Here is an 18404-nt window from a genome sequence, read left to right as displayed (position 1 = left end):
AGGCGCGCGTCATTCCCGCTCGATGCGGATCACCTGCGGCTTCTCCGCGACATGGCCATCGGCGACGACGGCGGCAACGGCGCGGCGGATCGCGCCCTCGTGCGTCGCGTGGGTGATGAAGGTGACCGGCACGGCATCCATCGCGCCGCGGCTGCCGGGCTTGCTGCGCTGGACGATGCTTTCCAGCGAAATCTGCATTTCCGCCATGCGCATGGCGATCGCGGCGGCCGCACCGGGGCGATCGTGGAGGGCCACGCGGACATAGTAGCCACCCTCGTGCGTCTGCATCGGAGCGCGCTCCAAAGTCGACAGCGCACTCGCGGGAAGTCCGAAGCAAGGCGAGAGATCGCCCTTGGCGATATCGGCAATGTCGGCGACCACCGCCGAGGCGGTCGCCTCGCCCCCTGCGCCGGGGCCGGACAACATGGTCTCGCGCACCGCGTCGGCGTTCACCACCACGGCGTTGGTGACACCCATGATCTGCGCGATCGCCGAGGATTTCGGGACCATGGTCGGATGCACGCGCTGCTCGATGCCCGAAGCGGTCCGCTTGGCGACGCCCAAGAGCTTGACGCGGTAGCCGAGGTCGTCGGCCGCCTGGAGATCGGCCAGCGTGATGGTCTCGATGCCCTCGACGGCAACGGCGTCGGCGTCGACCCTTGTGCCGAAGGCGAGCGAGGTCAGGATCGCCAGCTTGTGCGCCGTGTCGAAGCCGCCGATGTCGAACGTCGGGTCGGCCTCGGCATAGCCGAGCGCCTGCGCGTCGGCCAGGCATGTGGCGAAGGAGATCTTTTCCGCCTCCATCCGCGAGAGGATGTAGTTGCAAGTGCCGTTGAGGATGCCGTAGACGCGCTCGATCGTGTTGCCGGCGAGGCCCTCGCGCAACGTCTTGACGATCGGGATGCCACCGGCGACGGAGGCCTCGATGCGCAGGGCGCGCTTCTGGGTCTCCGCGGCGGCCGCAAGTTCGAGCCCGTGGTGCGCCAGCATCGCCTTGTTGGCGGTGACCACCGATTTGCCGGCTGCGATGGCGGCTCGGGTCGCCGCAAGTGCGGGGCCGTCGGCGCCACCGACCAGCTCGACGAAGACGTCGATGTCGGGGCTTTGCGCCAGGACAACCGGATCATCGTGCCAGGCGAGGCCGGCGAGATCGAGGCCGCGATCCCGCGACCGGTCGCGCGCGCTGACGGCGGTGACATGGATGGCGCGACCGCACCGCAATTCCAGCGTCCGCCGCTGGCGCTCGAGAAGCCGAAGAACCGCGGCACCGACGGTGCCGAGCCCAGCGACACCGACGCGCAGAGGAGGCAGCATGAGGTCTAATCCGATGACTTGGAGGAGCCGAGTGCCGTAGCGATTCTGTCAGCCCGGCGGGGTAAAGCCCGAGCCTTTTGCCCGACTTCGCCGAGGCAAGCAACAAAACTGCCCGGGAAGCCCAACACCGCCGCGGGCAGAAACGCTTGCGGGTCAGCGCGTCGCGGAATCCGCGGGCGTCTCGGCTGTGCGGGCCTTACGGGTTGCAATCGGCTTGCGCGGCAGCATGCCCTTGGCCTTTCCTTCGTTCTTCGCCCCGGCGCTCTCGAGTTCGGCCTGGAGTTCCTTGACCTGCTTCGCATCGCGGGGTTTTGGCCGCTCGGGATCGGTCCCGGTGAGCGGCGCGTATTCGAGCTTGTCCTTGTCGGGACTCGTCGACCGCACGAAGTCCTTGGCCGGCGGCACGGTCGTGGTGAGATGGGTGTTCTTCAGCGTATCGAGCGGCGATCCGTAGGTGTTGTGCACCTTGAGTTTCTGCGCCGGCGCGGAGCCGGCCGAAAGCACGACGAAAAATAGGGTCGCCGCTGGGAGAACGAAAGCGCGCCGCGGCGCGATGATCATATGTGATCTCGACATTGATCCTGAACTCGCCTCACCGACCCGAACGCCAGGCCCGCGACATTGTTCAACCCGCGGCCCTACGCTTGGGCTAGCTTGCCTTTATGTCGGAAGCGGGACACCGTTCCGGGATAAAAAAGACGACAGAGGCCAAGAGCGTCAGTGATGGAGTTATGTGCATGACGTCCTCTGCATCCGGGCCCAAGGTCCCCTCAGATGCGCCATCGCCGGCTGCCCCCGCCCCTCCCATCATCGGCTTTCATGTCGCGGGAGCGCCGATCCCGCCGCCGAACGTCGAGCGGCTCGCAACCAACGCCGCCCGCTTCATCGAACAAGGGGGTAAGGCACTCGCAGCGTACCTGAAACCCTACGAGACGGGCGAAGCGCAGAAGACCGAGACGTCCGAGACGGTGCACGCCGCGGTCACGTCGATCGGCCGCGTCGCGGAATACTGGATGAACGATCCGGCCCGCTCGATGGAGGCGCAATCGGCGATCGCCATGCCCTTCATGCAGCTTTGGGCGCAGACCTATAAGCGCATGCAGGGCGAGGCCGCCGAGCCGATCGTCCCTGTCGCCAAGAGCGAAAAACGCTTCGCCGGGCCGGAATGGACGAGCAGTCCCCTCTTCGACTTTCTCCGCCAAGCGCATACGCTGAGCTCGGCCTGGGCCGAACAGCTGGCCGAACGCTCGACCGACCTCGACCCGCAGACGCGGGCCAAGGCGAAGTTCTACCTGCGGCAGATCACCAGCGCCCTCTCGCCGGCCAATTTCGTCGGCACCAATCCGGAATTGCTGCGCGAGACCTTATCGTCGAGCGGCGACAATCTGGTGCGCGGCGCGACCCTACTGGCCGAGGACATTCAGGCCGGCCATGGCCAGCTGCGCATCCGCCAGACTGATGAAGATAAATTCGAGCTCGGGGTCAATGTCGCGACGACGCCAGGCAAGGTTGTGTTCCGCAACGACCTGTTCGAACTCATCCAGTACGCGCCAACGACGGACACCGTCCTGAAGCGCCCGCTGCTGATCATTCCGCCGTGGATCAACAAGTTTTACATCCTCGATCTGAACCCGGAGAAAAGCTTCATCCGCTGGGCGGTTGGCCAGGGGCTTACGGTGTTCGTCGTGTCCTGGGTCAATCCGGACGAGCGGCACCGGACCAAGACCTTCGAATCCTACATCGGCGAGGGCATCTTCGCGGCGCTCGACGCGGTGGAACAGGCGACGGGCGAAGAATCGGTAAGCACGATCGGCTATTGCGTCGGCGGCACGCTGCTCTCTACCGCGTTGGCCTACATGGCGGAGATGGACGACCGGCGCATCGAAAGCGCCACGTTGTTCGCGGCGCAAGCGGATTTTACCGACGCCGGCGAGATCCAGGTGTTCATCGACAAGGATCAGATCAAAGCGCTGGAAGCCGACATGGAAGGCCCGGGCTATCTCGACGGCGCGAAGATGGCGATGGCCTTCAACATGCTACGGCCGACCGACCTCATCTGGAACTACGTCGTCGACAATTACATGAAGGGCAAGCCGCCGGCCGCTTTCGACCTGCTGTCGTGGAACGCCGATTCGACCCGCCTGCCGGCGCGCAACCACTCGTATTATTTGCGCAACTTCTACATGGAGAACCGGCTCGCGAAGGGCGAGTTGGAGATCGACGGCGTGCAGCTCTCACTCGGCAACGTGACGATCCCGATCTACTGCTTGGCGACGAAGGAAGACCATATCGCGCCGGCAGCCTCGGTGTTCCGCGGCGCAAAGCTGTTCGGCGGCCCGATGCGCTACGTGCTCGGTGGCTCCGGCCACATCGCCGGGGTGATCAACCCGCCAGCCAAGAACAAATACAGCTATGCGACGGGGCCGAAACCCTTCGGCACGCTGGAAGATTGGCTGGTGCAGTCATCCGATACGAAAGGCAGCTGGTGGCCAGACTGGTTCACATGGCTAGCAGCGCAAGCGCCGGAGCGCGTCCCGGCGCGAGTGCCGGGAGACGGCAAGCTCGCGCCGCTCGAGGATGCCCCGGGGAGCTATGTGCGGGTGAAGAGCTGAGCGTTGGCGTCGACCCGGCGAAATGCTAGATTACCAGAATGGACCCACAGGAGCGCCTCGCTGAAATCAAGCGCCTGTATCGGCAAGCATTCGCCGAATATGGCGCCGTCGCGCTATGGAACATGAAGGCGCTGGACGAGCCGACACCCGGCGCCGCGCTGGCGATTACCGACGCGCTTCGCACCCATGGTTCGATGCCAGGCCGCCGCCTCGCCGAACACATCGAGCGGCTCTGTCGTGCCGCTCACTAAGCTACAATTCCATATTCTTGGACTGCTTGCGGCCAGTCGCAGCCCGGACAGCTATGTCGCCGGCGGAAGCGCCATCAACCGCGACGGTCCCCGCTTTTCGAGCGACATCGATATCTTTCATGACTGCGATGAACGCCTCGCTGCCATAGCGGCAGCCGATGCGGCAACGATCAAGGCCGCTGGCCTTGATCTATCCTGGCTTCGCAGCCGGGGCAGCGAACGGACGGCGCTGATCGCGGGCCTGGACGAGCACACACAACTCGAATGGGTCGCTGATTCCGATTTTCGCTTTTTCCCTACCGCCCGCGATCCGCTTTTCGGGTATGTCCTCCATCCAGTCGATCTTGCGACGAACAAGGCTGCGGCCGCGTCGGACCGACGGGTGCCACGCGATATCGTCGATCTGGTGACGTTGCATAAGCAGATTCTCCCGCTGGGCGCTGTCATCACGGCGGCGGTGGGCCGCTTTCCAGGTATGACACCGGAACAGATGTTGGTGGATATCCGGCGCCACAGCACGTTTACGATGGACGAATTCCAGGCCCTCGCCGTCGACGCTCCGCTGGATATTCAAAAATTGCATGGAGCAATCAAGGCCATGCTGGCCAGCGCAGAGGTTTTCATCCGAGACATTTCAAGCGACGCCGTCGGGTTTCTGTTTCTCGAAGGTGATAAGCCTGTGCAACCGAATCTCGCTGCACTTGACCGGTATCGGCGCCATTCCGGAGCGCGGCGCGGGCACTGGCCCTCGTCGTCGCAGATCGGCACAGCGATGCTGGAACGATACCGCAACGAAAGCTGACGGCTGCTTCAAGGCCGCCAATTGTGCCTGCCGACCCCTTTGCCTTTGAGCCCATTGGCTTTTTCGTGGGATCTGCCGCATAAGCCAAACCAATCGTGCGTGTCCGAACGGTTTGATGAACGGCTGGCGAAGCCGAGGCGCGTCGCGCCTCCTTTCGTTTGCCCCGTCGTTGTCGGCACCGGAGCACACTCATGGGTTCCGCCGTCCCTTGGGCATCTGCGGACCAGCTAGGAGACACAAGATGAAACTCGTTCGCTTTGGAGCGATCGGCAAGGAAAAGCCCGGCATGATCGATGCCGAGGGCAAGATCCGCGATCTTAGCCATCTCGTCGGTGACATCGACGGATCGGCGCTGTCGCCAAAGATGCTCGACAAGATCTCCCGCACCCGGCTGTCGTCCCTGCCCGTCGTGCGTGGCCGTCCGCGTCTTGGGTCCTGCGTCGCGACGCCGACGAACTTCATCGCGATCGGCCTCAACTATTCCGACCACGCCGAAGAGATCGGCCTGCCGAAGCCGGCCGAACCCGTGTTCTTCCAGAAGGCATCGAACTGCATCGCCGGCGCGACCGATCCGATCATCATGCCGAAGGGCGGTGAAAAACTCGACTGGGAGGTCGAGGTCGGCATCGTCATCGGCACCCGCGCCTCCTACGTCTCGGAACGCAGCGCGATGGATTACGTCGCCGGCTTCTGCCTCAGCGACGATGTTACCGAGCGGGCGTTTCAGATGGAGCGCGGCGGAACCTGGACCAAGGGCAAGAGCGCGCCGAGCTTCGGCCCGCTTGGCCCCTGGCTGGTGACGCCGGAGGAGTTCGCCAATCCGCAGCGCATCGGCCTCTGGCTCGACGTCAACGGCGAGCGGCGCCAGACCGGCAGCACCAAGACGATGATCTTCTCGTTCAAGAAGGTGATCGCCTATGTCTCGCAATTTTTCACCCTGGAGCCGGGCGACGTCATCATCACCGGCACGCCAGCCGGCGTCGGCATCGGCATGAAGCCGCCGATGTTTTTGAAGCCGGGCGATGTCGTAACGCTGGGTGGCGAAGGCTTGGGTGAGCAGAGCCATGAGGTCGTGGCTTACAAGCGTTAGCCTTTGGGCGCATTACCAAGCACCGTTCACAACGGTGCTTCGCTGTCCCGATCGAACAGAGCTTCGATATCGCGCGCGCCGTGAAGCACGCGGATGACTTCAAGCACGTCACGCGGCGTTGCGCCGTCACGATAACGGAAAAAGATCAAGTACGTCTCGAAAGCGACGCTTCTGAAATCGGGACGCAGTTCGGGCCGTGAGCGTCCGAGCAGCCCCGGTAAACTGGCGAGATGCTCGCAGTAGCCGGTAAGCCGCTCGATGAAATCGATGGCGGTTCTACGACTTTAGCTTGTCCGTTCAATGCCTTCCGCTATGTCAGCGAGATCGCGCCCTGCTGCCGCAAAATAGAGGAGGCGCGGCACTTACGTTACGGAAGTCGGGTCGCAGCGCTTGAGATGATCGAGCACGTCTCGGCGGACGTCAGCCGTCGTCAAGGATCCGCCCTCGGCGATAGCCACATCGAGCTTCGACCGCAATTCCGTCAGACGCATTTGACGGACCGCGTTGACGACAGCGTCTTCGGGAGTCGGAAATCGCCCGGACGCGACTTCTGTCTCTACCCACTGCGCGGCATCGCCCGCCAACTCGATCTTCATGGCGCACTCCAATTGAAAAGGCTGCGTAAAATGTAGTCGAAATTCGAGGCCTCTTCCACCGTGCTCGCGAATGCCGCTTCGGCCTCTTAAAGCCCCAGCATCAGCTCCAGGTTCTGCACCGCGGCACCCGAGGCGCCCTTCCCCAAATTGTCGAGCTTGGCCACCAGCACCGCCTGGCTCTGCGCCTCGTTGCCGAACACGTGAAGCTCGAGCTCGTCACTGTCGTTGAGCGACTCCGGCTCGATCTGGGCGACGTCGGGGCCGCTGCTAACGTGGACGTGGCCGGTCGCGCCGTAATGCGCGGCGAGCGCGATGCCGAGATCCGCCACGCTCGGCCGCCCCGGCAGATCGTCGAGGAACAGCGGGATCGACACCAGCATCCCCTGCGCGAAATCCCCAACCGAGGGCACGAAGATCGGCCGCCGCGTCAAGTGGCTGTAGGCCATCACTTCCGGTACGTGCTTGTGGCCGAGTCCGAGCGCGTAAAGCTGGAATGCCGGGGCCGTGCCGCTCTTGTGCTCCGCGATCATCGCCTTGCCGCCGCCGCTGTAGCCGGAGATCGCGTTGATCGCAATCGCGGCATCGGGGTTCAGCATCTTGGCGTCGATCAGCGGACGCAGCAGGGCGATCGCGCCGGTCGCATAGCAGCCGGGGTTGGAAACGTAGCGCGCCCCCTTGATCGCCTCGGCCTGGCCGAGCGCCAGTTCGGGAAAACCGTAGACCCAGCCCGGTGCGACGCGGTGCGCGGTCGAGGCGTCGAGGACGCGCGGACCGTCCGCCATGCCGGCGACGAGCGCCACCGTTTCCTTGGCCGCCTCATCCGGCAGGCAGAGGATCACGAGATCGACTTCGCGCAATAGCGCGGTCTTCGCCTCGATGTCCTTGCGATCTTCCGGCGGCAGACTTTTCAGCTCGATGCCGGCCTTGCCGGCAAGCCGCTCGCGGATGCCGAGCCCCGTCGTCCCCGCCTCGCCGTCGATAAATATCCGCGCTGCCATGTCCTGGTCTCCCGTGGAAAAACCGCAAAGAAAAAGGCGGCCGAAGCCGCCTTTTCCATATTCGAAACCGAAGCGATTAGCGCTTCGAGAACTGGAAACTCCGGCGGGCTTTTTTCTTGCCGTACTTTTTGCGCTCGACGACGCGCGAGTCGCGGGTCAGGAAGCCTTCGTGCTTCAGGGCCGGGCGCAGCTCCGGCTCGAAGTAGGTCAAAGCCTTCGACAGGCCATGGCGCACGGCGCCGGCCTGGCCGGACAGACCGCCGCCAGCGACGGTGACCATCAGGTCGTACTGGCCGACGCGATTGGCGACGCCGAGCGGCTGCTGCAAGATCATCCGCAGCACGGGACGGGCGAAATAAACCTCGAACGGGCGGCCGTTGACGACGATCGCGCCCTTGCCGGGCTTGATCCAGACGCGGGCGACCGCGTCCTTGCGCTTGCCGGTGGCATAGGCGCGACCGAGCTTGTCAAGCTTCTGCACGTGGACGGGCGCGGACGGCTGCACGTCGCCGGTGGCGCTCTTCAGGTCCTGAAGGGAGGAGAGGGTCTCGGCCATGATCAGGCAGCCTTCGTCGCGGTTGTGTTCTTGGGATTGTAGACGTTCTTCGGGTTCATCGGCCCGACGTCGAGCGCCACAGGCTGCTGCGCGGCATGCGGATGCTCGGATCCGGCGTAGACGCGGAGATTGCCGAGCTGCTTGCGGCCAAGCGGGCCACGCGGAAGCATACGCTCGACGGCCTTCTCGACGACGCGCTCGGGAAAGCGCCCTTCGAGGATGAAGCGCGCCGTCCGCTCTTTGATGCCGCCCTGGAAGCCGGTGTAGTGATAGTAGATCTTGTTTTCGCGCTTGCGGCCGGTGAAGACCACCTTTTCCGCGTTGATGACGATGACATGATCACCATCATCCATATGCGGGGTGAACGACGGCTTGTGCTTGCCGCGCAGACGCATCGCGATGATCGAAGCGAGACGACCGACGACCAGCCCCTGGGCGTCGATAACCGTCCACTTCTTTTCGATCTCGGCCGTCTTGGTCGAGTAGGTTTTGCCAAACATGATGATGCCTATTGAAGAATGTGGGCTGCTTAGACAGGCGCGAGCTGGAAAAGTCAAGAGCGGAGATGCTCATAGAGAGCAACCAAATCAGGCACTTACGTCATCGGGTATTATGATACCGCTATCAAGCACCGCGATGTCATCCTGGCCGGAGCGAAGCGGAGGGCCGGGATCCATGAACACCATGCGAATTCATGTGCCTCGATCGAAGGTGCGGCATCTCCGCGGCACACCTGATAGACGGTGTTCATAGATCCCGGGTTCACGCTTCGCGCGACCCAGGATGACATCCGGGGACATCGCCAGGCGGCAAGAGTAAAGCCTAAGCAACGCCCTTCGCCGGTGGGATCGCGTACGTCCCCGTCGCGTGCGCCACGATATCCTCGCTTCCCGCCGACATCAGCGTCGCCTCGCCCACCGCAAGCTGCCGCCCGAGCTTCATCAGCCGGCAATGGGCATAGAGATCGCCGGGCAGCGGCTTGCGCATGAAGTTGATCGTCATATTGGTTGTCACCGCCAGGCCGACCGGCCCGATCTGCGCAAGAATCGTCGCGTAGAGCGCGACGTCGGCGAGCGCGAACATGGCCGGCCCCGAGATCGTGCCACCTGGCCGCAGGTGGCGATCGTGATGCACCAGGCGGACGGTGCCCACCATGTCCCCTACACTCTCGACGAGGATCGAACGTTCGCCCGCATGCGTGAGCTGCGGGAATTCGCGATCGAAGAAGGCGTTGAGCGCCTCGGCCGTCATCGCGGGCATCGACCTACTCGAAGACGATTCGCGGCGCGACGCGTTGCGCCCCCGTCTCCAGGCTCGCCTTAAGCCGTCCGGCGATCTCGCGATAGATCAGCGACTGCGGGCTGTCCGGCGCGGCGACCACGGTTGGGCGCCCGGAGTCGGACTGCTCGCGGATCGTCAAGGCAAGCGGCACCTCGCCGAGAAACGGCACGCCGAGGCGTTCGGCCTCGTGGCGCGCGCCGCCGTGGGCGAAGATCTCGGAGCGGCCCTGGCAATGCGGGCAGATGAAGTAGCTCATGTTCTCGACGACGCCGAGGATCGGCACATTGACCTGTTTGAACATGGAGATGCCGCGCCGCGCGTCGATCAGCGCGAGATCCTGCGGCGTCGAGACGATCACGGCGCCGGCCAGCGGCACGTTCTGCGCCAGCGTCAGCTGGGCGTCGCCGGTTCCCGGCGGCATGTCGACCAGCAAACAGTCGAGTTCGCCCCAGGCGACTTCGCGGAGCAGTTGGTTGATTGCCGACATCACCATCGGCCCACGCCAGATCATCGCCTCCTCTTCGCCGACCAAGAAGCCGATCGACATCGCCTTGATGCCAAAAGCCTGCAGCGGCTGCAGCATCTTGCCGTCGATATCGGGCTTGGCCTGGAGGCCGAGAAGACGCGGCAGCGAGGGGCCGAACACGTCGGCGTCCAGAATGCCGATCTTCCAGCCAAGCGCGGCGAGCGCAAGGGCGAGATTGACCGTCGTGGTCGACTTGCCGACGCCACCCTTGCCGGAGGCCACGCCGATGATCCGGCGGATGCCGGGGATCGCGATGTTTTTCGGCGGCACGGGCCGTGGTGGCGCCGTCCGCGGCTGGGCACCGGCTGGTGCGCCGTGGACGTGGGCCGGCGGGACCGTGGTGCCCGCAGGCCGCTCAGCCGTGAGGCTGACCACGGCGTTGGACACGCCCGGCAGCTGCTTGATCGCCACTTCCGCCTGAACGCGCATCGTCTCCATCGCGTCGGCGAACCGAGGATCGCCGGTCAGGGCGAGATAGACCTTGTCGACGCGGACAGTCAGCCCGGAAATCCCGTTGGTGCGGGACACCGGCGTTCGGCCGTCCGGCCCGGCAACGCTTTTCAAGGCCTCGAGGACGTCCTGTTCACTCACCATAGCATTACCTCTTGCCGCGCGGTCTGGCCTGCAAAGGCGGTTGCGCGCGCGGCGCTGTTTGGGGCAGTGTCGCGCCCGTCCGGCGGACGCGTACAGCCGACACATCAATCGTCCGTCGCTGGGGACTTATGCTGATTTTCTCGTGGCTGTCGCCTCGGCTTCTCAAAGGCGGCCGACGAGCCGTCCAAGCTCTCGTCGTATTCGGGCTGGCGCTTCCGGCCGCCCTTCTCGTCCCGGCGATGGCGGAACCGACCCATCTGATCATCGCCAGCGAAGGGGCAAGACCGCCGTACAACTATTTCGACGGCGACAAGCTTTCCGGCTTCGAGATTGACCTCGGCACCGATCTTTGCAAGCGGATGGCCGTGTCCTGCACCTTCGTGGCGCAGGACTGGGACAGCATGATCGCCGGTCTGCTCGCGCATCACTACGACGCCGTCATGGCGGCGATGGAAATCACCGACGAGCGCAAGGCCAAGATCGCCTTCACCCTGCCCTACGTGCGCATGCCCTCGGCCTTCATGGTGAAAAACCGCAGCGGCCTGACGTCGGATGATCCCAAGGCGCTGGCCGGCAAGCGCATCGGCGTCGAGAAAAGCGGCACGCACGAGACATTCCTCCTCGACAAATATCCGGACTCGACGGTGCGCCGCTACGCGACATTGTCCGACGCGATCCTCGACCTCGAGGCCGACCGTGTCGATGCGGTGATCGGCGACAAGGATGCCATTACCGTCTTCCTCAAGACGCGCAGCGACGCGCGATGCTGCCACATCCTCGCCGACGTGCCGCGCGATCCGGCCGTCTTCGGCGATGGCATCGGCGTCGGGCTGCGCAAGGAGGATGCGGCGCTTAAGGCAAGCTTCGAGAAGGCGCTGGCGTCCTGCGTGGCGGACGGCACCTTTGCCGCGATCAGCGCCAAATATTTCGATTTTCCGATCAACTAGCGCGTCGGGCTCGGTCGCGAACCGACAGGCGTTTCAAGGAGCACGCATGGCAAAGGTAGCATTTCTCGGTCTCGGCGTGATGGGCTTCCCGATGGCGGGCTATCTCGCCAAAGGCGGCCATCAGGTCACCGTCTACAACCGTACGGCCGCAAAGGCCGACGAGTGGGTCGCCAAGCACGGCGGCACGGCCGCCAAGACGCCGGCGGAGGCAGCCAAAGGCCAGGACGTGGTCTTCTGCTGCGTCGGCAACGATGCAGACCTTCGCTCCGTAACCACAGGCGACGACGGCGCCTTTCACAACATGGGCAAGGGCGCGATCTTCGTCGACCACACCACGGCCTCAGCCGAGGTTGCCCGCGAACTTGCGAAGGCCGCCTCGGACAAGGGGTTCGGCTTCGTCGACGCGCCGGTGTCCGGCGGCCAGGCCGGGGCCGAGAACGCCGCGCTCACCGTCATGTGCGGCGGCGCCCAGGCCGATTATGATCGCGCGGAGCCACTGATCCAGCATTTCGCCAAGGCGTGCCGGCTGATGGGGCCGGTCGGCTCCGGCCAGCTGACCAAGATGGTCAACCAGCTCTGCATCGCCGGCGTCGTCCAGGGTCTCGCCGAGGGCCTGCACTTCGCGGAAAAAGCGGGGCTTGACGCCGAAGCGGTCATCGACGTCATCTCCAAGGGCGCGGCGCAGTCCTGGCAGATGGAGAACCGCTACAAGACGATGATCGCCGGAACGTTCGACTTCGGCTTCGCGGTCAACTGGATGCGCAAGGATCTGGCGATCTGCCTCGACGAGGCGCGCCGCAACGGATCGACGCTGCCGCTCGCGGCGCTGGTCGACCAGTTCTACGCCGAGGTCCAGGCGATGGGCGGCGCCCGCTGGGACACGTCAAGCCTGATCGCCCGCCTCAAACGCGATTAGACGCGGCGTCAATCTCGGCGCGGCAATCATTCCGCGCCGACACCGCCATGACAACGAGCATCGGTGAGTGCTCAACTTCAATATTTCGTTAAATTTATTTAACCAATTCAGCGTCGGTTTTTTGATCGTATACCATAACAGCTAAATGTGTAGCGGATCATGCCGCCAAATACTTGCGCGCGGCGGCCAAAAGCGGTTTCCTGAAAAAATACTTTGGAGGCCAAGCCATGATCGAGGCTATTCGCGCACTGATTTCTGAACATGGTCGCTTGCCGGTTCCCGTGGACTCGCTTGACGATTCGCAGGATCTCTACGCGTCGGGCCTGACGTCTTTCGCGGCGGTGCAGCTGATGCTCGCGCTCGAAGACCACTTCGAGGTCGAATTTCCCGAAACCATGCTGAACCGGCGCAGCTTCGCCAGCATCACGGCGATCAAGACCTGCATCGAGGAGCTCGTGCCGAAGTCGGCCGCGGCATGACCGTGCACGGAACCGCCGGCATCGGCACCACGCTTCTCGAGCGCGGCACCGCCGCGGCGGCCGTCGCCGCAGAACATGCCGTGGACGTCGACCGCCAGGGCCGCTTTCCCGCGGAAGCGATCGCCGCGATCAAGGCTAGCCGTCTGCTCGGCGCGATGCTGCCCGTCGAGTACGGCGGCGAGGGTGCCACCCTCACCGACATCGCCGAGATCTGCTCGACGCTCGGCCAGCACTGCTCCTCGGCCGGCATGGTCTTCGCCATGCACCAGATCCAGATCTCCAGTCTGGTCTCGCACGCACGGACCAGCGAATGGCACCGCGGCTTTCTCAGGACCATCGCGGAACAGCAGCTTCTTCTGGCATCCGCCACGTCGGAAGCCGGCGTCGGCGGCGACGTCCGGACCTCGCTCTGCGCGGTGGAAACGGAGAAAGGACTTTACCATCTCGAAAAGAACGCGTCGGTGATCTCCTACGGCGCCAACGCCGATGCGATCCTGGCCACGGCGCGGCGCGAGCCGGAGTCGCCGCCCTCCGACCAGGTTCTGGTCGTCGTGCTCAAGGATCAGTGCACGCTCGAGCGGACCTCGGTGTGGGACACGCTCGGCATGCGTGGCACCTGTTCCGAAGGGTTCAAGCTGAAAGCTTCGGGCCCGGCCGAGCAGGTTTTGCCGCGCTCCTTCGCCGAAATTTCCGCGCGCTCGATGCTCGCGACCTCGCACCTCCTCTGGGCGAGCCTATGGTACGGCATCGCACTCAGTACGGTGCATAAGGCGCAGGCCTTCGTGCGGGCCGATGCGCGCAAGCGCCCGAGCGAGACGCCGGTCGGCGCGATCCGCGTCGCCGAAGCCGCGTCCGAACTGCAGATGATGAAGAGCATGACCCGCGATGGCCTCAAGCGCTTCGAGCATGCGCAGGCGGACAACGAGGAGCTCACCTCGATGGGCTTCGCGGTGGCGATGAACAACGTCAAGGTCGCGGCCTCACGCATCGGCGTCGAGATCGTCAACACCGCGATGCTCGTCTGCGGCATCGCCGGCTTCAAGAACGACACGCCCTACAGCATCGGCCGGCAGTACCGCGACATCCTCTCGGCGCAGCTGATGATCAACAACGACCGCATCTTCGGCAACACCTCGACCATGCTGCTGATGCACCGGCTCGACGCCCATCTCGTCAACTAATTCAATTGCGGGTCTTTTCCGATGTGCATGGTTTGCGGCAATTTCCTCGATAGTTTGTTCACAAAGGGTCTGCTGATCGACATGGGGGTCGAAGGCCTCTACGGCCGCAGCGGCATCTTCGAAGACGTCGTCGAGCGCCTTACCGCGCTCATCACCCGGATCGGCAAGGACGGCGATGCCGAAGTCATCCGCTTTCCCCCCGGCATGAACCGCAAGGATTTCGAGCGCAGCGGCTACCTCAAGGGATTTCCGCAGCTTGCCGGCACGATCCACAGTTTTGAGGGCGGCGACAAGGAACATGCGACCCTGCTCGAGAAGCTGCACGCCAACGTCGACTGGACCGACTCGCAAGAAATCACCGACGTCGCGCTAATGCCGGCGGCCTGCTACCCGCTCTACCCGGTCGTGGCGCGGCGCGGCGCGCTGCCGAAGACCGGTGGCCTCTACGACATCTATTCATACTGTTTCCGCCACGAGCCGTCGCGCGACCCCGGCCGCATGCAGATGTTCCGCCAGCGCGAATACGTGCGCATCGGTACGCCGGAACAGGTCGTCGCCTTCCGCGAGCTATGGCTACAGCGCGCGCAGGAGATGATCGCGCTTCTCGAAATGCCGTTCGCCCTGGAAGTCGCCAACGACCCGTTCTTCGGCCGCGCCGGTCGGATGATGGCGGCAAGCCAGCGCGACCAGGAGCTGAAGTTCGAGCTGCTGATCCGCATCGACAGCCCGGAAAACAAGCCGACGGCGTGCATCAGCTTCAACTACCACCAGGACCATTTTGGCGCGAACTGGGGCATCAAGAACGAGGAAGGCGCGACCGCGCATACCGCCTGCGTCGGCTTCGGCATGGAGCGCTGCACGCTGGCCCTGTTCAAGACTCATGGCCTCGATGTCGACCTCTGGCCGCACGGCGTGCGCGACGCGCTCTGGGGCTGATGATGCTGGCGAAAGCGCCCATCGCCGTCTTCCCGTCAATCAAGCCGGAGGGCTACGCCGCACATGCGCTGCACGACGGCGCCCGCGATTGGCCGGAGACCAACTGCTATATCGATGTCTGGATCGAGGTTCTGCACGCGCTGGGCGCGGATCCGACGGCTGCGATGGGCTTTGCCGTCGCCCAGGATTTTGAGGGCGACCACTTCACCTTCGCAAAAATCCCGCTGGAGGACCTGTTCGATCTCTATGGTCTGGAGGTTACCGAGCTCGCGCTTTACGACACGCTCGAAACCCATGTGCTGGAGCAGACCGCGCGCGGACGGATGGTGATCGTCGAGGTGGATAGCTTTTATCTGCCGGACACGCGGGGCGTCTCCTATCAGCTCGAACATACCAAGACGACGATCGCGATCAACCGCGTCAATGCCGACGCCCGCGAGCTCGATTATTTTCACGGCGCCGGTTTCTTCACGCTTCGCGACGACGACTACGACGCCGTTCTGCCGAAAGGCGCGGCGACGGCGCTGTTCCCCTACGCCGAATTCGTGAAGTTCGATCGGCGGCGATCCTCGCCTGATGCGTCGAAGGCCCTCACAGTTCTCCGCAGGCATGTCGCGCGTCGACCAACCGACAATCCCGTCCTGGCCTTGCGCGACCGCCTGCGCGATCAGGTGATCGCGGCATCGGAAAAGCCGTCGGATTTTCTGCACAAATACGCGTTCAACACGGCGCGGCAGCTCGGCATGAATTTCGAACTGCTCGGCAGCCATCTCGCCTGGCTCGCGGCCCATGATGCGAGCCTCGCTCTCGCGCCGGCGATCGAAGGCTGCCAAACGCTTTCGAGCGGCGCCAAGAGTTTTCAGTTCCAGCTCGCCCGCGCGGTGGCGCGCAAACGCTTCGACACGATCGAAGCGAACCTCGATCCGCTCGCTGCCTCCTACGAGCGGATCGTTGGGTGTTTGGCGATCCTGTAAGAGCGGGATAACCTTGCCGGCCATCATTGCGAGCGCAGCGAACCAAGCTGGGGCCGCTGCGACAACCATCGCGGCCTCCTGCTCCGGGGTTGCTTCGTTGCGCCCGCAATGACGACCTTCATGTCATGTGGCAGTTCAACCGACAGAACGGCACAACACTTTGACTTCCATCGACGGACCCTGGTCACTCGCGCAATCCCCGCCCTCGCACTGGGATGCGCCGAGCACCATCACGGCCGCGGACTGGCTGCCTGCCATCGTTCCCGGCACCGTCGGCGCTGCGCTGCTGGCGGCGAACCGCTGGCAACCCGACGATAACCTCGGCTTCGATGCGTTCGATTTCTGGTACCGCACCGAATTGGGCGGCGCCGGCCCGACGATCCTGCGCTTCGAGGGGCTCGCGACCATCGCCGAGGTGTTTCTCGATGACGTGCCGATCCTGCAGTCCCAAAGCATGTTTGTCGCGCACGAAGTCACGGTCGAACTCGCTGGCACGCACCGGCTTCACATCTGCTTCCGTTCCCTCGATGCCTACCTCGCGACTCAGAAAGGTCGCGCGCGCTGGCGACCGCGGCTCGTTCGCCCCCCGAGCCTGCGCTTCGTCCGCACGCTGCTGCTCGGCCATATCCCGGGCTGGGGGCCTCCTGTGCATGCCATCGGCCCGTGGCGCGCAGTCAAGCGCATCGACGCCGCAGCGCTTCGGATCGTGGAGCAAGATATCCGCACGACATTTGCCGATGGCGACGGCGAGATCGCGCTGGCGATCAAGCTCTCGGCGCCGACGTCGGGCTGGGTCGTTGCCAGCATCGGCGCGATCGATTTCACTCTCGTCGAGGACGGCGCCGGCTGGCTGCGCGGTCGCATCACCGTGCCCGACGCCGAGGCCTGGTGGCCGCACACGCACGGAACGCCAGCTCTCTATCCGCTCCGCCTCTTCGTCGGCAATCAAACCTTCAATCTCGGCCCCGTCGGCTTCCGCAGTGTGGTCGTGGACCGCGACGCCGACGGCAGGGGCTTTGGCCTTGTCGTCAACGGCGTCCCCGTGTTCTGCCGCGGAGCGTGCTGGAGCAGCGCCGACATCGTCGCCCTGCCCTTCGATCGCGAGGCCTATGCGCCGCTGCTCACCCTGATGGTCGAAGCTGGGATGAACATGGTGCGCATCGGCGGCAGCATGAGCTATGAGGGCGATGCCTTCTACAAGCTGTGCGACGAACTCGGTCTCATGGTCTGGCAAGATTTCGCCTTCTCCAACTTCGACTATCCCGCTGCCGATCCAGCCTTCTGCGCGTCGGTTATGGAAGAGGCGCGGCAATTCCTGCAGCGGACCCAGGCGTCGCCCAGCCTCACCGTGCTCTGCGGCGCCAGCGAGGTCGCGCAGCAGGCGGCGATGATGGGTCTGCCGGCGCCGGTTTGGACCAACGCCATCTTCGAGGGCATACTCGCCGAAACGGCGCGGGCGCTGCGGCCCGACGTTCCCTATGTCGCGCACTCGCCCTGCGGCGGCGCGATGCCCTTCGTCGCCGACCAAGGCATCAGCCACTACTATGGTGTCAGCGCGCATCGGCGTCCCGTCGAAGAAGCCCGGCGCGCCGGGGTGCGCTTTTCCGCGGAGAGCCTCGGCTTCGCCAATGTGCCGGACAAGGCGCCGTTCGTGCTCGAAGCCGGAACCCCGACGATCGCGCATCCGAACTACACCGAGCGCTTCGCCCACGATGCGGCGGCGAGCTGGGCTTTCGAGGGCGTCCGCAACCATTATTGCGCGGCACTCTACGGCGTCGACGTCACCGCGCTGCGCAGAAAAGACCCCGAACGCTTTCTCGCGCTGTCGCGGGCGACCAGCGCTGAGATCATCGAAGCGACCTACGCAGAATGGCGGCGCGAAGGCTCGCCGACACGTGGAGCGCTGGTGTGGTTTCTCCGCGATCTCGCGCCCGGTGCCGGCTGGGGCGTCATCGACAGTCTGAACTGGCCCAAAGCCGCATACTACGGCCTGCTCCGCGCCTGCAGGCCGATTACCGTCGTCCTGACGGACGAAAACCTCAACGGGCTGAAGGTCACGCTGATCAACGAAACAGTGTCGCCCCGCGTGGTGACGCTGACACTCACCTGTCTGCGCGACGGCGAGACACCGGTGATGCGGGCCACGCGCGACCTGACGCTTGAGCCGCGCTCGACGATCGGGATCGCCGCGACCGATCTCTGGGGCGGTTTCTTCGACACCACCTACGCATTCCGCTTCGGCGAGCCATCGCACGACGTCACCGTCGGGCGGCTTACCGATTCAAGCGGCGCGTTCGTCGCCGACGCCTTTCATTTCCCGTTGGGACGCGGCCACGCGGTAGCCGACCTCG

20 protein-coding genes are annotated in these 18404 nt (G+C 64.4%); 12 read left to right on the top strand and 8 right to left on the bottom strand.

Going from position 1 to position 18404, the window contains the following annotated elements; translation table 11 throughout:
- Positions 1-9: 9 nt before the first annotated feature.
- Both GSQ79_RS16750 and GSQ79_RS16745 read right to left on the bottom strand, forming a co-directional pair.
- Positions 10-1314, bottom strand: a complete 1305-nt coding sequence (locus GSQ79_RS16750) for a homoserine dehydrogenase (RefSeq protein WP_158809818.1) — start codon at positions 1312-1314, stop codon at positions 10-12.
- 153 nt (positions 1315-1467) lie between these two features.
- Complete coding sequence (locus GSQ79_RS16745; RefSeq protein WP_158809817.1) at positions 1468-1875, bottom strand: hypothetical protein; 408 nt, start codon at positions 1873-1875, stop codon at positions 1468-1470.
- A gap of 176 nt (positions 1876-2051) precedes the next feature.
- On the opposite strand from GSQ79_RS16745, the gene GSQ79_RS16740 reads away from it, so the two are divergent.
- The 4 genes from GSQ79_RS16740 (at position 2052) to GSQ79_RS16725 (ending at position 6069) form a co-directional block, all read left to right on the top strand.
- The gene (locus GSQ79_RS16740; protein ID WP_158809816.1) at positions 2052-3926 is read left to right on the top strand and encodes an alpha/beta hydrolase; all 1875 of its coding nucleotides are present in this window, start codon (positions 2052-2054) and stop codon (positions 3924-3926) included.
- A 38-nt stretch (positions 3927-3964) separates the two neighbouring features.
- Positions 3965-4177 carry a hypothetical protein gene (locus GSQ79_RS16735; RefSeq protein WP_158809815.1) on the top strand — a complete coding sequence of 71 codons (213 nt, stop codon included), beginning with the start codon at positions 3965-3967 and terminating at the stop codon, positions 4175-4177.
- Positions 4164-4979 carry a nucleotidyl transferase AbiEii/AbiGii toxin family protein gene (locus GSQ79_RS16730; RefSeq protein ID WP_158809814.1) on the top strand — a complete coding sequence of 272 codons (816 nt, stop codon included), beginning with the start codon at positions 4164-4166 and terminating at the stop codon, positions 4977-4979. Before GSQ79_RS16735 ends, GSQ79_RS16730 begins: the two co-directional genes overlap by 14 nt.
- A 241-nt stretch (positions 4980-5220) precedes the next feature.
- Complete coding sequence (locus GSQ79_RS16725; protein WP_158809813.1) at positions 5221-6069, top strand: fumarylacetoacetate hydrolase family protein; 849 nt, start codon at positions 5221-5223, stop codon at positions 6067-6069.
- Between the two features lie 26 nt (positions 6070-6095).
- Here GSQ79_RS16725 and GSQ79_RS16720 read toward each other — a convergent pair whose 3' ends face one another.
- The gene (locus tag GSQ79_RS16720) at positions 6096-6281 is read right to left on the bottom strand and encodes a type II toxin-antitoxin system RelE/ParE family toxin (RefSeq protein ID WP_246725401.1); all 186 of its coding nucleotides are present in this window, start codon (positions 6279-6281) and stop codon (positions 6096-6098) included.
- Between the two features lie 18 nt (positions 6282-6299).
- Between GSQ79_RS16720 and GSQ79_RS16715 the strand changes: the two genes are divergently transcribed.
- Positions 6300-6701, top strand: coding sequence for a hypothetical protein (locus GSQ79_RS16715; RefSeq protein WP_158809812.1), 402 nt, complete (start codon positions 6300-6302; stop codon positions 6699-6701).
- A gap of 50 nt (positions 6702-6751) precedes the next feature.
- On the opposite strand, the gene argC is transcribed toward GSQ79_RS16715, so the two are convergent.
- The 5 genes from argC to GSQ79_RS16690 form a co-directional block, all read right to left on the bottom strand.
- Positions 6752-7663 (bottom strand): N-acetyl-gamma-glutamyl-phosphate reductase, encoded by a 912-nt coding sequence (argC, locus tag GSQ79_RS16710; RefSeq protein WP_158809811.1) that lies wholly within the window; start codon positions 7661-7663, stop codon positions 6752-6754.
- A 76-nt stretch (positions 7664-7739) separates the two neighbouring features.
- Positions 7740-8219: a 30S ribosomal protein S9 gene (gene rpsI / locus GSQ79_RS16705; protein ID WP_158809810.1), complete on the bottom strand. Its 480-nt coding sequence runs from the start codon at positions 8217-8219 to the stop codon at positions 7740-7742.
- A 2-nt stretch (positions 8220-8221) separates the two neighbouring features.
- A complete protein-coding gene (rplM, locus tag GSQ79_RS16700; protein WP_158809809.1) occupies positions 8222-8719 on the bottom strand; it encodes a 50S ribosomal protein L13 in 498 nt (165 codons plus the stop codon).
- A gap of 322 nt (positions 8720-9041) precedes the next feature.
- Positions 9042-9479, bottom strand: coding sequence for a PaaI family thioesterase (locus tag GSQ79_RS16695; protein ID WP_158809808.1), 438 nt, complete (start codon positions 9477-9479; stop codon positions 9042-9044).
- Positions 9480-9483: 4 nt separating this feature from the next.
- On the bottom strand, positions 9484-10620 hold the full coding sequence (locus GSQ79_RS16690) for an Mrp/NBP35 family ATP-binding protein (RefSeq protein WP_158809807.1): 1137 nt from the start codon (positions 10618-10620) through the stop codon (positions 9484-9486).
- A gap of 128 nt (positions 10621-10748) precedes the next feature.
- Here GSQ79_RS16690 and GSQ79_RS16685 point away from each other — a divergent pair, with 128 nt between their 5' ends.
- From GSQ79_RS16685 to GSQ79_RS16655, 7 genes are all read left to right on the top strand, one after another.
- On the top strand, positions 10749-11567 hold the full coding sequence (locus GSQ79_RS16685) for a transporter substrate-binding domain-containing protein (protein ID WP_158809806.1): 819 nt from the start codon (positions 10749-10751) through the stop codon (positions 11565-11567).
- A complete protein-coding gene (locus tag GSQ79_RS16680) occupies positions 11464-12483 on the top strand; it encodes an NAD(P)-dependent oxidoreductase (protein ID WP_158809805.1) in 1020 nt (339 codons plus the stop codon). Before GSQ79_RS16685 ends, GSQ79_RS16680 begins: the two co-directional genes overlap by 104 nt.
- Positions 12484-12710: 227 nt before the next feature.
- Positions 12711-12962 (top strand): acyl carrier protein, encoded by a 252-nt coding sequence (locus GSQ79_RS16675; RefSeq protein WP_158809905.1) that lies wholly within the window; start codon positions 12711-12713, stop codon positions 12960-12962.
- Positions 12959-14143: an acyl-CoA dehydrogenase family protein gene (locus tag GSQ79_RS16670; RefSeq protein WP_158809804.1), complete on the top strand. Its 1185-nt coding sequence runs from the start codon at positions 12959-12961 to the stop codon at positions 14141-14143. Before GSQ79_RS16675 ends, GSQ79_RS16670 begins: the two co-directional genes overlap by 4 nt.
- A 21-nt stretch (positions 14144-14164) precedes the next feature.
- Positions 14165-15079, top strand: coding sequence for an amino acid--[acyl-carrier-protein] ligase (locus GSQ79_RS16665; protein WP_158809803.1), 915 nt, complete (start codon positions 14165-14167; stop codon positions 15077-15079).
- 2 nt (positions 15080-15081) lie between these two features.
- Positions 15082-16053: a DUF1839 family protein gene (locus tag GSQ79_RS16660; protein ID WP_368669949.1), complete on the top strand. Its 972-nt coding sequence runs from the start codon at positions 15082-15084 to the stop codon at positions 16051-16053.
- Positions 16054-16213: 160 nt separating this feature from the next.
- The coding region (locus GSQ79_RS16655; RefSeq protein ID WP_210253117.1) for a glycoside hydrolase family 2 protein at positions 16214-18404 on the top strand (2191 nt) is incomplete at its 3' end.

It is taken from the genome of Beijerinckia sp. L45 (assembly GCF_009765775.1).
Lineage (GTDB): Bacteria > Pseudomonadota > Alphaproteobacteria > Rhizobiales > Beijerinckiaceae > RH-AL1.
This window is presented reverse-complemented; position numbering and strand designations above follow the sequence as displayed.